The 12,234-nt window shown below is 46.0% G+C and carries 14 protein-coding genes; 10 read left to right on the top strand and 4 right to left on the bottom strand.

What is annotated here, in order from left to right:
* Positions 1 to 157 precede the first annotated feature (157 nt).
* The 6 genes from QNJ26_11700 (at position 158) to QNJ26_11725 (ending at position 4,123) form a co-directional block, all read left to right on the top strand.
* Entirely contained in the window at positions 158 to 706 is a 549-nt protein-coding gene (locus tag QNJ26_11700; GenBank protein ID MDJ0986197.1) for a DUF4124 domain-containing protein, read from the top strand.
* 341 nt (positions 707 to 1,047) lie between these two features.
* Positions 1,048 to 1,335: an antibiotic biosynthesis monooxygenase gene (locus tag QNJ26_11705; GenBank protein ID MDJ0986198.1), complete on the top strand. Its 288-nt coding sequence runs from the start codon at positions 1,048 to 1,050 to the stop codon at positions 1,333 to 1,335.
* A 34-nt stretch (positions 1,336 to 1,369) separates the two neighbouring features.
* Positions 1,370 to 1,615, top strand: a complete 246-nt coding sequence (locus QNJ26_11710) for a hypothetical protein (GenBank protein ID MDJ0986199.1) — start codon at positions 1,370 to 1,372, stop codon at positions 1,613 to 1,615.
* Between the two features lie 209 nt (positions 1,616 to 1,824).
* On the top strand, positions 1,825 to 3,102 hold the full coding sequence (locus QNJ26_11715) for a class II fructose-bisphosphate aldolase (protein MDJ0986200.1): 1,278 nt from the start codon (positions 1,825 to 1,827) through the stop codon (positions 3,100 to 3,102).
* A 247-nt stretch (positions 3,103 to 3,349) separates the two neighbouring features.
* Complete coding sequence (locus QNJ26_11720; protein MDJ0986201.1) at positions 3,350 to 3,772, top strand: hypothetical protein; 423 nt, start codon at positions 3,350 to 3,352, stop codon at positions 3,770 to 3,772.
* Between the two features lie 57 nt (positions 3,773 to 3,829).
* Positions 3,830 to 4,123 (top strand): hypothetical protein, encoded by a 294-nt coding sequence (locus QNJ26_11725; protein MDJ0986202.1) that lies wholly within the window; start codon positions 3,830 to 3,832, stop codon positions 4,121 to 4,123.
* A 153-nt stretch (positions 4,124 to 4,276) separates the two neighbouring features.
* Here QNJ26_11725 and hisF read toward each other — a convergent pair whose 3' ends face one another.
* The 4 genes from hisF to QNJ26_11745 form a co-directional block, all read right to left on the bottom strand.
* The gene (gene hisF / locus QNJ26_11730; protein MDJ0986203.1) at positions 4,277 to 5,056 is read right to left on the bottom strand and encodes an imidazole glycerol phosphate synthase subunit HisF; all 780 of its coding nucleotides are present in this window, start codon (positions 5,054 to 5,056) and stop codon (positions 4,277 to 4,279) included.
* Between the two features lie 267 nt (positions 5,057 to 5,323).
* Positions 5,324 to 5,950: an imidazole glycerol phosphate synthase subunit HisH gene (gene hisH, locus QNJ26_11735; protein ID MDJ0986204.1), complete on the bottom strand. Its 627-nt coding sequence runs from the start codon at positions 5,948 to 5,950 to the stop codon at positions 5,324 to 5,326.
* 1 nt (position 5,951) lies between these two features.
* Positions 5,952 to 6,683: a nucleoside triphosphate pyrophosphohydrolase gene (mazG, locus tag QNJ26_11740; protein ID MDJ0986205.1), complete on the bottom strand. Its 732-nt coding sequence runs from the start codon at positions 6,681 to 6,683 to the stop codon at positions 5,952 to 5,954.
* Positions 6,665 to 7,192, bottom strand: a complete 528-nt coding sequence (locus QNJ26_11745; protein MDJ0986206.1) for a CvpA family protein — start codon at positions 7,190 to 7,192, stop codon at positions 6,665 to 6,667. The genes mazG and QNJ26_11745 overlap by 19 nt, the downstream gene beginning before the upstream one ends.
* 319 nt (positions 7,193 to 7,511) lie before the next feature.
* Between QNJ26_11745 and QNJ26_11750 the strand changes: the two genes are divergently transcribed.
* The 4 genes from QNJ26_11750 to QNJ26_11765 all read left to right on the top strand — a co-directional run bounded on the left by QNJ26_11750 (position 7,512) and on the right by QNJ26_11765 (position 12,196).
* Positions 7,512 to 8,528 (top strand): PhoH family protein, encoded by a 1,017-nt coding sequence (locus tag QNJ26_11750; protein MDJ0986207.1) that lies wholly within the window; start codon positions 7,512 to 7,514, stop codon positions 8,526 to 8,528.
* 113 nt (positions 8,529 to 8,641) lie between these two features.
* A complete protein-coding gene (locus QNJ26_11755; GenBank protein MDJ0986208.1) occupies positions 8,642 to 11,065 on the top strand; it encodes an HDIG domain-containing protein in 2,424 nt (807 codons plus the stop codon).
* Entirely contained in the window at positions 11,040 to 11,414 is a 375-nt protein-coding gene (gene ybeY / locus QNJ26_11760) for an rRNA maturation RNase YbeY (GenBank protein ID MDJ0986209.1), read from the top strand. The genes QNJ26_11755 and ybeY overlap by 26 nt, the downstream gene beginning before the upstream one ends.
* A 62-nt stretch (positions 11,415 to 11,476) precedes the next feature.
* Positions 11,477 to 12,196 carry a pyridoxine 5'-phosphate synthase gene (locus QNJ26_11765; protein MDJ0986210.1) on the top strand — a complete coding sequence of 240 codons (720 nt, stop codon included), beginning with the start codon at positions 11,477 to 11,479 and terminating at the stop codon, positions 12,194 to 12,196.
* Positions 12,197 to 12,234: the final 38 nt, after the last annotated feature.

Here is a 12,234-nt window from a genome sequence, read left to right on the forward strand (position 1 = left end):
GGTGCCAGACGAAATTTACTACCCGATGGCAGGGTAAATTATGGATGCCAGGCATCGACCCCTCATCGTGTAATTTGCAATCAAAAGCCGCATATGATAAATTTTTATTATAAACCGACAACCAATAATATGCTACACCGCTAGGGAGAATGATAACATGAAAATCATCAAATATATGATATTAATAATTTTTTTACTGTTTTCGTTCAATGCCTCCGCTGAATTTTACAAATATGAAGACGAAAATGGCAATGTCCGCTTTACCGATGATATTAATGAGGTTCCTGAAGCGCAACGTAACAAAATTCGCAGTTATGTAGAATCACAGAGCAAAGAAGTTCCTGAGCAAAAAGAAGCTCTGGAAAATCAGGCTGAACCCGAAGAAGTCGAACCTGCCGAGCAGCAAGCCAATTTCCCGAATTTATCTGAGGATGAACCTGAAAACCTCGATGATGTCAAAGCCCGACTGGAGCAGATGAAAACTGAAATCGATCAAGAATACGAGACTTTAAAAGAAGAGCAGGCAAAGCTTGAAAAAGAAAAAGAAAAGGCCAAAACCCGCGAAGAAATTATTGAATATAACAAAAAAACCGAGGCGCTGAATGCGCGTGTTAAAGCCTATGTTGAAAAAGGCAAGGCCTACGAAACCGGGGTTGATGAATACAATCAGCGCATCATGGAAATAAATCAGAAAAAAGAAGAATAAAACCAATAACCATCCAAAATTCAACCGCCACGTGTCATTGGTGCGCGCAGTCTGCTCGAACGTTTGCAGGCGGTTGCGAATAAACCGATATCAAAAAATTCTTTAGCGTAAGTCTATAAAAGGCGATTCATCTCTGTTTGCCGCCCATTCTGCATTACCGGAAAGTTATTCCGCGTTACCTTGAAGTCTTCAACTGTGCTCAAAACCTTTCCAACCTTTTCTTTAATTCAGGCGGAATGAAAAATATTATTGGGTATTTAAGCCTTTTTTTTCTTGACAGTACCCCCCATTTATCTTTATTCTTGGCTACCGCGCCATACATAAAATTGAAGGAATATTTTATGGCCGTTAAAATATTCATCAAACGTAACATTCCTGAAGACCAGACAAATGTTTTGTTGCCTCTTTTCAGGCGCTTACGAAATTTGGCGACCAACCAATTTGGGTATATATCCGGCGAAACCTTAAGGAGCTTGGATAATCCCGAAGAATTTCTGGTCATCAGCACATGGCAATCAATTGATAACTGGCGGGAATATGTGGTCTCCCGTGAGAGAATCGAAATCCAAAGTGAAATCGATGCCAGGGTTGGAGAGGCGTCGGTTTACGAGATTTACCAATATGGATAGCTGGGATTACCCTTAACCGGTAAGTGGAAAACTGATGGTCATTACATCCGATGCCAATATAATCGTCTCAGACCAACGTCATTATCCGGTGCGGCCAGCACCGCCAGGAAATACGGTTCTCATGAGAGAAGATGCTGTTCGGCGTCATTACAGCTACGAACAAGCGCCATTGGATAAAATGACCCCTGGTGACCACAGCGGCAACCGATACACAAGCAACCAATTTTTGCAATACGCCGACGATTATCAGTTAGGGCGCTTGATCGATCTCTATGCCTGACGATATCCGATGGTGCAATACCTTCCTTCTTAAGATATTCCGTAAGCACACCCATCTGACCATAGACCTGAAACTTATTTAACATACTATTATTGTTTATATTTTAAAACTCACCAGCACCATGCTTGACAATTTAAATTTCATTGCCAAAATAAAGAAACCAGAGTCAATCGACAAGCAAGATAAACCATCAACGGCAGGAGAATGCCATGACGTCGCAAACGTTTGATGAGGCGCTTAAGGTGGGTCGGCCGCCGAATATTGAAAGGCTTTTCCCAAATTCAAAGGCTTTGATAATCAGCGGAAAATTTATCGACAAAGCCATGCTGGCCAAAGGTAAAGCCATTGCCATGGCAGCCAATGGCAGAAACAGCTTTGTGATCCGCGGCGCCCTGCAAGCTGCCCAGAAAGCCAATGCAGCCCTGATTATCGAAATTGCCAAATCTGAAGGTGGAGCCGCTGCCTATTGCGCTGTTAATTATTGGAATATAGCACGAATTGTAGATGCCGCCTGCAATGAGTTGGCAATTCGAATACCGGTAGCTATCCATGCGGATCATTATGGCATAAAAAACGACGAAGACATCGCTGCAGCCAAAATAGAGATCCCCACCCTTTTCGAAGCCGGCATTACCTCGATTGCCATCGATGCTTCCCATATGGCGGATGATAAAAATCTATTGGCCAGCATCGCGCTCAATCAGTATGTTCCTGTGTGGGCCGGCCTCGAAACCGAAGTTGGTGAAATAAAAGGCAAAGAAGGCCTTTCTACCGTCGAGGAAGCCTTATTTTTGATCCAAGGGTTAAACGCCCATGACATCTTTCCCGACTGGATCGCTCTAAACAACGGCACGACCCATGGCATCGAAGCCAGCGGCCAGGGCATACAGGTGGAGTTAACCGCACGCATTCATCAAGCATTAAGCGCCTATCGTATTTCCGGGGCACAACACGGAACCTCGGGCAATAATTCAGATAGATTGCGACAAATTGCAAACAGCACACAAACCACAAAGGCCAACGTGGCAACTGCCCTGCAGATGATATCCTGGGGTCTGGAGGTCAATGATTATGGCAATGCCATCCTGGATGACGAGGGCAATTTTAAGAAAGTAACAGACGCCGGGGTGACCGAATCAATGTGGTCTGAAATGCAGGCCTACGCCGAGGCTCAGGGATACAAAGGCGGCAATTTTAAGAAACTAAATCTGCCTTTTGAAAATAGGCTGCTCAGCCAGCCACAGGCCGTGCGTGAACGCATGATAAAGAGAGTCGAGGATTTTGCCTACCATATGATCGTCGATGTCTTCAACGCCGAAAATACAGCATCACTAGCCATTGAGGCGGTGCTAGATACCGGGTCTTACACCAGTGCCCCGAAGGTGCAACGTATTGAAGATCCCCAGCAATGGACGCCCGAGTTGATCACAGAAAGGGCGGCTAAAATTGACAGCGATAAAGGCCCGTCCGGCGATTTTGATGACTAGCGCGCAATGTTTCAAATTTAAATGATATGTTAGTGTTTATCCCGCCCTGCTGTGCGCACCACCTATGGCTGGATTTCAGCCAACTGTTTGTTTTCTATCCAAAATTCGAGCCTTTCGGCGCCATTTCACAAGAATTTATATTATAAATATTTTCAATTAGTTATAAGTATGCCTGCCCACCGAAGGTCATTTTTCCCTAAAGTTTAGCAAGGATAAACCGATAAAAAAGACTGGGGGATAGTGTTATATGTTTGTATCCAGTTATCAGATTCATAATGTCTTAAACACGTACAGCAAACAGCTCAGTCAGGACAGGAGCACACAAAAGCAAGTAACGGGAAACAAACGCCAACTGTCCGATAAGATCCACCTGTCGACCGAAGGCAAGCGACGCGCCACGATCGAAAAAGTCGCCAAGGATATTTTGACGAAAATTTCCGATTACGGTGCCAAGGGTCAGGTTGAAGACGATGAGCAGACGCCAGGCGGGGGAAGTGAACAAAAGGCAATCGAATCTGATAGCAAAAAGGAAACAGCGTTTGTTTTTAATGTGATTGATGATTTAAATCAGAAAACAACAACCGCGCTATCCGTAAAAGATACAAACTTTCTGATCAACAAAGTCGAGCAATTTGAGCAAGACGCGGTTGAAAAGGATGCTGCCAGCTAAGATAGCAGCAATTGCATGTGAGTCAGAAGGGCTCATGATAAACAAAAGGAGGACACCATGCTAGATGCTATTGGAGACGCCGCCATGCAACATTCGGTGCGCGCAAACTATGACAGCGAGATGCAAGATCAGGAACTCGCTGTTAAAAAGAGTGCTGAAATCCGTAAGAAAAGACCCGTTGAAAAAACAGAAAACAACGCGAAATCCGAACAAAACTTAAAACAGGAAGAGCAGACACAAAGAAAGAACTCTCTTGAAGACGGCCATATAGTCGTTGAGGAGTATAACGAAGACGGGGAGATTGTGCGCAAGATACCCCCCGGCTATGTGCTGTCGAACGAAATGGCCTAACGCCGCTGTTTGGGCCCTAATGCGCACGGGCAATAGATGTTAAGCCCGCTGCAAAACCTCAAGTGATACCCGACCGCGATGGTGCAACGGGTGTGGGATTCCCGTATGCCCCATCGAAGGGGATATTTATATCCTGCTGATGCCAGCGCTACCCTACCAGGTCTTGCGAATCTTCACGCCGCTGTTTATCAAAAAAGACTTAATTTCTTTAATCGTATAAGTTCCATAGTGGACCATAGAAGCAATCAGGGCAGCATCGGCCCTTGCAAGGGTAAGGACATCCCGCAAGTGTTCCGGTGTGCCGGCGCCCCCGGAGGCGATGACCGGGATATTTACCTTATCAGAAATCAGTTGGGTCAAATTGAGTTCGTAACCAGCCTTGGTGCCGTCGGCATCAATTGAATTGAGGCAGATCTCCCCTGCCCCGAGCTTTTGGGCCTCAATTGCCCAGTTTAACGCATCCAATTTCATGGGTGTTCTGCCGCCATTGATATAGATTTCATAGCCCGAGGGTGTTTCTTTGCTCGCCCCAACATATTTTGCATCCATACCGAGAACAATGCATTGGTTGCCGAATGCTTTGGCCCCTTGGGCAATAATATCCGGATTTTTGACAGCCGCACTGTTGACGCTAACTTTTTCGGCACCTGCCAAAAGGACATTGCGCATATCCGACACGGTTCGAATGCCGCCGCCCACAGAGAAAGGGATAAATATGGTCTCGGCCACCTGGCGGACCACGTCCAGCATAATATTGCGTTTTTCGTATGATGCCGTGATATCATAGAAGACGATCTCATCGGCGCCGGCTTCATAATAGAGTCGGGCCATATCAACCGGATCGCCTATATCGACATTATCTTTAAACTTGATGCCCTTGGTGGTTTTGCCTTCCCGGACGTCCAAGCACGGTATGATTCGCTTACTTAGCACCTTAATATCCTTTAGATTAAATTAGCGTGTTTCAGATTCGTCTCGTCGCATAAGGGCGGTAAGGTCATATTGTTTTCTGAAATGCGCTACGCTGACAAACTGCCATTAAAGGTGGTCGTGGTCTGATATTTGGGATATTTGGCATGCAAGCCTTTGGTATTTGTTCTAATCCCAAATATCGGACCACAGGCAATTTTAGGATCGTAGCGCAAGGAAGAAAATTATATGACCGCTTCAGCTCTTATAATGATCTTCTCATAGGGCGCATTATGGTTTCCACGTACAGAAGTTATCCAAAATCTTCAGCCCCGCTGGGCCGCTTTTTTCAAGATGAAATTGGGTCGCAAATAAATTGTTCAGCCCAATAATAGAGGCAAAGGAAACCCCATATTCGGTCACGGCGTACACGCAGTCCGGATTCTGCGGCTGTGGGTAATAACTGTGCACAAAATAAAATTCATCATCAGCGCTGACACCGGATAACAGCGGATGGGGCTGTTTAATATCCAGTCCGTTCCATCCCATGTGCGGGATTTTCAGCTTTTGACCATCCGCCGTTCGAACATCAGGCGCAAAGCTGCGCACCGTCCCATCAATGATTCCCAGACAAGGCGTGTCATTTTCTTCGCTGTGGGTTAAAATAATCTGCGAACCAATACAAATACCCAGCACCGGTTTTCCGTTAGCCAGTTCTTCTTTGATGACACGATCCAGGCTATAATTTTGCAAACTTTGCATGGCGGCACCAGCAGCACCAACTCCCGGAAAAATGATCCGCTCGGCAGCTTTAATCTCTGCCTCTTCTTTGGTAATGACACAGTCAACGCCGAGGTGTGAAACTGCGCGCTGCACACTGGCCAAATTACCGGCATCATAATCTATAATGGCAATCATCTTAAGTCCTTGAATCCGCCTCAATCATTTCTTGCAAGTGTTTTTCAAACGTCTTTACTGCTGCGGACAGGGCAGTTTCAGGGTGAATATTTAAAAGACGCGCCAAATTCACCAGCGACAACAAATAGCTTCCGATAACTTCTGCAAGGCGGTTTGTATCGTTGATTTCAATGGCCTGTCTTAATTGATTGAAGCCCGATTCCAGCTCGCTCATGAGATGATCACGATTCGTGTGATAAAAACCTTGGCGGGCCGCTCGCTGGCCGATTTGGTAGGCACGCATCAATGCTGGCATGTTTCTAGGGACCGAATCGACAATAGCCGATTTTAGGGACTGTTTTTTTTCGTTTTGTTTTATGGCATACCAATTTTGCCGGATTTGTTCGGTATTCTCAACTTTAGCGGCGCCGAAAACATGGGGGTGGCGCCTGATCATTTTAGCGGTAATATCACGGGCAACGTCATCAATAGTAAAGTCATTCTTTTCCTGATACAAACGCGTTACAAAGACAATATGAAATAACACATCCCCCAGCTCCTCTCTGACCGCTGCTGCATCATCGGACTCGATGGCGTCTGCAAGTTCGTAGATCTCTTCTATTAGATAAACGAGCATGCTTTTGGGCGTCTGTTTTCGATCCCAAGGACATCCGTCCTCAGCCCGCAAAGATTCGACCAGGGCAACCAGAGCATTGACCGAATCCTTGGCTGATTTTATTTTTGAATTTTCCACGCTTTTTTAAATTCGTCGAGTTTAGCAAAAAAATCGTTCTTCATATCATCGGAAACAAGACCCACCATCTGCTCGGATATCCAGATGACATGCGGCGCAAGGATCGATTTTTTGATTAACGGTGTGCCTTTGGAGAGAAAAGTGGTGAGAATGATAAATATAACCGTTATAATTAAAACACCCTTGATTAACCCAAACCCGACACCACAGATACGATCGATCCACCCTAAAAAGGCAATATTCAACAGATACTTGATGACAACCCCCAGGATGCTGATAAGCAAAAGGATTCCGCAAAAAATAATCATAAAACTCAATATGTTAAGATATGATTCCTCTTGAATGATACCGGAGAGCAATTTGGCCACCATCGGAAAATAGGAATATGCGGCATAAAACCCGCCCAGAACGCCGATAATGGAGGACACTTCTTTGACCAGGCCCCTAAACAGGCCGCGAACAATACTATAACCCATTATAAGTATTATGAATACATCAAAAGGACTCATTTAATCACATAAACGCCAAAAGATAAAAGGCCGGCAAACTGTGTGATTTTCCCACATCTGGCCTGATTTTAGGGGATACCTGCTGATGATACGCCTATCCGCCGGTTCAACTAACAGAGCCAATTTGGTGAGTCAAGGTATTTTTAGATCTCCAAAATAGACTCTGATTTGTAATTTGCGCCAGTTCGGTCTACAATTAGAACTTGAAACTAGCTTGCAATCATTTTAGGTTGTGATAGGAATAGGGCCCGCAACTAAAGGGGTTAATTCCGCTTGCAGCTGTTTTTCAGACACCGCTTTAGCGGTCATGATATTGCAGATGAATTCACTTTCAGAAAACAAACAAACAACCGTCGATTTTTCCGATAACCATCTGGCCCAGCAACTGTTTGGCGAGCACAACCACCATCTAAAACGGATTGCTAAGGCAACCGATACGGCTGTGAATGCCAGAGGCAACACGGTATTCATTCAAGGCGAGGCCATCGCTGCGCGTCTGGCCCAAAATGTCCTTGAGCAGCTTTACGAAATATTAAAAGAAGGCTATCCCATTCATGCCAATGATATTGATTACGCTGTCAGGGTGCTCAGCGGTAATGACCGCGCCGATCTGAAAAAAATATTCTTGGATACTGTTTTCATAACGTCCAAAAAAGCGACGATCAGCCCTAAAAGTCCTGCTCAGAAAGATTATATTGATGCCATGCGAAAATATGATATTGTTTTCGGCATCGGTCCGGCCGGCACGGGGAAAACCTATCTGGCGATGGCGATGGCGGTTTCAGCCCTCACAAAGGGTATTGTTGATCGGATCATTTTAACGCGGCCGGCAGTAGAAGCCGGCGAGGAATTAGGCTTTTTACCGGGCGATCTTGCCGAGAAAGTAGATCCCTATCTGAGGCCCTTGTATGACGCCCTGCATGATATGATACGTTTTGAGAAAGTCGCCCATTTAATGCAAAAAGGTGCCATCGAAGTAGCGCCGATTGCCTTCATGCGGGGGCGTACGTTAAATGATTCCTTTATTATTCTCGATGAAGCCCAGAACACAACCCCGGAACAGATGAAAATGTTTTTAACCCGTATCGGCTTTAATTCAAAAGCGGTTATAACCGGAGACATTACCCAGATTGATCTGCCGGCCCAAAGAACATCAGGCTTGATTCAGGCCAAAAATATATTGCAAGGTATCGAAGGCCTCAAATTTGTTTTCTTTTCAAAACTCGATGTTGTCCGGCACAGACTTGTCCAGGACATCATCAATGCTTACGAGCAGCTTGATGCCGATAAAGAAAACGAAAATGCCGCTAACGATATAAACCAAAATTCGCGCTGAAAACGGCGCAAGTGCTCAATTACAAACCTTTGAGCATTTATGGGTTTCCAAACGCAGCAGGCACGGTCTATGGTTTAGCGCAATGCCTGCCGCTGAAAACTGATTGAATACGGATGAATTTCGACAAAAGCAAAGAATCGATCAATAAACTTCTGGACAACAACACCCGAATCCGTTGGGGAGTTATGGTGTTGTTTGTGATTCTATTTATTATCATCTTATATCCAAGCCTCGTCATCACAGAACACCGTTATAAGTTGGGAGATGTGGTTGAACGGGATATCAAGGCATCCCGTGATTTTTTTATTGAAGACCAAGCTGCCACTGAAAAAAACCGTCAGCAGTCCATGGCCGAGGTATTGACCGTTTATGATTTTGACGCCAATATGGCCAAAAGCCTGATGCGCAATGTAGTGCAGGCATTTGATGATTTGAGAGCCGTCATCGAATCCGCCCAAAGCAACCAGCTCCAGGAATTGGGGAACGAATCCAAAGCAGACCAAATCCTGGTGGGTGACACCAAGCCCTCAACGCAGGTATTGATCTGGGAAAAACAGGCCCATTTTGAAGAAACCATCGGTATCCGCGTTAGCAAAGGGGCTTACCAGGCCCTTGCCAATGAGGCCTTTTCCAGCGATGTTGCCGACCTTATCGTAAAAATACTAAATGCCATTTTATCTACGGGCGTTGTTACCAACAAAGAAATTTTGCTAAAGGAACAGGACAAAGGCATTATCCTAAGAGATGTCGCCACAAAAAATGAGAAATTTGTGGCCAATCTAAACCAATTCTACGGCCTCAACCAAGCCAAGGCCATGGTGCGAAGCATCAGTCAGCCCTACCTTCAGGATCTGGACTATACCTTGAAAAACTTGGTCGTTGACTTTGTTCAAGAACTGATTCAACCAAACATCACCCTTAACCGCAGTGAGACCCAGGAACGGCAAAATAAAATAGCGGGCGAAATCAAGCCGGTGCTATATAAAATCAAGGCCGGCGAAATGGTGCTCAGAGAAGGCTCACTGGTGTCTGAATTTGATTTGCGAAAACTTGAAGCATTACAGGCGCAGACCCAGAAGGAACAAATTCTGCTCAGCAGCCTTGGGGCGGCCCTGTTGCTGATGTGTCTTCTGATGACCACCTACATTTTGCATTTAAATCAGCAGGGGTTGATGGTCAACTATCATAATAAAAATTTGCTACTGCTCGCGAGTCTGGCCCTGACCTTTTTTTTCATCTCGGAGGTTTCCGTCTCCTTATCTGAACTGCTAACCCAGAATTCACCTGTCTCCATCCCCCGTTCGTCGACCTATTTTGGTATTCCGCTAACGTCAACCGCCATGATCATCTGCCTGTTTCTAGGGTTGTCCGTAGCGGTCCCCATGGCCCTGGTAATGGCAGTTGGCTTTGGTCTAATTTTTCAGAATAGTTTTGAAATGTTTCTGTATTTTTTGGTCAGCGGTACGATGGCCGCTTACTGGCTGCGAAGCTGCCGTGAAAGAAAAGTGTTTATCATCGCCGGTGCTAAGCTCGGTTTGCTAAACATTGTGCTGGCAACTGCCATCCACTTCTATACCGGAGAATTGTCGACGGCCAAATTGATTTGGGATTGGGTGTTCGCTTTTTTAGGGGGTATCAGCGCCGGTATTGTGACGGCCGGCATTGTCCCATTGGTTGAAATTGCATTCGATTATACGACTGATATTACGCTGCTAGAGCTTGCACATCTGGACCGGCCAATAATGCGCCGCTTGATGATCGAAGCGCCTGGCACATATCACCACTCGGTTATTGTCGGTTCACTGGTGGAAGCTGCTGCTACAGAGATCGGCGCCAACCCAATGTTGGCAAAGGTCTGCGGCTATTATCATGACATCGGTAAAATCAGAAAACCGCTTTACTTTATTGAAAACCAGACCGAAGGAAAAAACCGACACGATAAACTGGCACCGTCCATGTCGGGTCTGATCCTGATTGCCCATATTAAGGACGGCGTTGAAATTGCCAAGGAAAATAAACTGGGGCAATTGATCAGCGATACCATTCGACAACACCATGGCACCAGCATCATTAAATTTTTCTATGAAAAGGCCAAACAGAAAAAGGGTGCCGCGGCTGTCAATATTGATGATTACCGGTATCCGGGCCCCAAGCCACAAACCAAAGAGGCCGGCCTTGTCATGCTGGCGGACGTGGTTGAAGCGGCCACGCGTGCCCTGGACAACCCCACTCCGTCAAGAATTCAGGGGCTGGTTCAAAAATTGATCAACCAGGTTTTCTCAGACGGCCAACTGGATGACTGCGAATTAACCCTCAAAGACCTGCATAATATTGCAAAAAGCTTTAACAAGATATTATACGGCATCCATCATCACCGCATCGAATACAGCGAAGGCCGCGCAGCCGGCAACGGTAATGAAAAAGGGAAATCGAAGAATGGAAGTTCAGATCGAAAACAGGCAAGGCAAACACAGGATCTCAAAGAAGACGATTCTGCAAACAGCAAGGGCCATCTTAAACGCCTTGGGTTATCCTGACGCAGAGCTTTCTATTCTTATCGTTGACGATCAACAGATTGCACGCCTCAATCAACAATACCTCAACAGAGAAGGTCCCACCAATGTAATTGCATTTGCCATGCAAGAGGGGCCGTTTGCAGAGATCTCACCTCACCTTTTGGGCGATGTTGTCATTTCAGTAGAAACTGCGCACCGGCAAGCCCAAAACGCCGGTCTGGAAATGCTGGATTACCTTGACCAGCTTCTCATCCACGGCATATTGCACCTGTTGGGTTACGACCATGAAAATGACAAATCCGAAGCCCACAAGATGGAGCAGAAGGCAAGAGAGGTCTTCGAATTTATTAGATCGCAAGCAGCATCTTAATCAATGAGCCGCATTCAGGTATAGGGATCAAAAATGACCCTGGTAAAGAAGGAGGTTCGTCAATGGCCGGATTAGCCGTTAAAATAGACCTTGTGGCTGCCATGCGGGAGACCCGAAAAAGCGCTTTGCCAGATCCGGTAGTCGCCGCACTTATGGCCGAACTAGCCGGCGCCGATGGCATCGCCATGCACCTGCGGGGCGACCGTCGCGACATTCAGGATAGAGATGTCCGCATTCTGCGCCAAATGATTCAAAGCAAACTGATTCTGGAAATGGCACCCACCACGGAAATGGTTGGTATGGCGCTGGATATCAAACCGGATCATGTGACCTTGGTGCCCGAAAAACGAGTGGAATTCAGTGCTGGTGGCGGTCTGGACCTGGTTATAAACAGAGATGAGATCCGAGAAATCGTTGACACCCTGCAAAACAGCGGCATCCCCGTCGGTATTCTGATAGACCCTGATCCCGAACAACTCAAGCAGGCCCATCGCACCAATGCCAAAATTGTCGAACTTCATACCGGTGCTTATTGTGAGGCCAAAACATCTAAAACACGGCATCAGGAATTTTTAAAAATGGTGGACGCCGTCAAGCTATCCCAAAAACTCAATCTCAATATAAAAGCCGGACATGGCCTCTGTTACAAATCGATTAAAGCATTCAAGGGCCTGGGTAAAATTGATGAGTTCAGCATCGGTCATAGTGTTATCTCACGCGCGATATTAACGGGCATGGAAAAGGCCGTCAAGGAGATGATAGAGCTGATACAAGCCCTTTAGCTTTATGTTGCCCGGTTGAAGTCCGTAATAACATTAAC

Source organism: Desulfobacterales bacterium, assembly GCA_030066985.1.
GTDB lineage: Bacteria > Desulfobacterota > Desulfobacteria > Desulfobacterales > JAHEIW01 > JAHEIW01.

What these genes read in the sequence shown, in the direction of transcription:
- QNJ26_11710 (MDJ0986199.1), top strand. Translation starts at nt 1,370, where the DNA reads ATGGTCATTACATCCGATGCCAATATAATCGTCTCAGACCAACGTCAT.
- QNJ26_11725 (MDJ0986202.1), top strand. Translation starts at nt 3,830, where the DNA reads ATGCTAGATGCTATTGGAGACGCCGCCATGCAACATTCGGTGCGCGCA.
- QNJ26_11700 (MDJ0986197.1), top strand. Translation starts at nt 158, where the DNA reads ATGAAAATCATCAAATATATGATATTAATAATTTTTTTACTGTTTTCG.
- QNJ26_11705 (MDJ0986198.1), top strand. Translation starts at nt 1,048, where the DNA reads ATGGCCGTTAAAATATTCATCAAACGTAACATTCCTGAAGACCAGACA.
- QNJ26_11715 (MDJ0986200.1), top strand. Translation starts at nt 1,825, where the DNA reads ATGACGTCGCAAACGTTTGATGAGGCGCTTAAGGTGGGTCGGCCGCCG.
- QNJ26_11765 (MDJ0986210.1), top strand. Translation starts at nt 11,477, where the DNA reads ATGGCCGGATTAGCCGTTAAAATAGACCTTGTGGCTGCCATGCGGGAG.
- QNJ26_11750 (MDJ0986207.1), top strand. Translation starts at nt 7,512, where the DNA reads ATGAATTCACTTTCAGAAAACAAACAAACAACCGTCGATTTTTCCGAT.
- QNJ26_11745 (MDJ0986206.1), bottom strand. Translation starts at nt 7,192, where the DNA reads ATGAGTCCTTTTGATGTATTCATAATACTTATAATGGGTTATAGTATT.
- QNJ26_11720 (MDJ0986201.1), top strand. Translation starts at nt 3,350, where the DNA reads ATGTTTGTATCCAGTTATCAGATTCATAATGTCTTAAACACGTACAGC.
- hisH (MDJ0986204.1), bottom strand. Translation starts at nt 5,950, where the DNA reads ATGATTGCCATTATAGATTATGATGCCGGTAATTTGGCCAGTGTGCAG.
- QNJ26_11755 (MDJ0986208.1), top strand. Translation starts at nt 8,642, where the DNA reads ATGAATTTCGACAAAAGCAAAGAATCGATCAATAAACTTCTGGACAAC.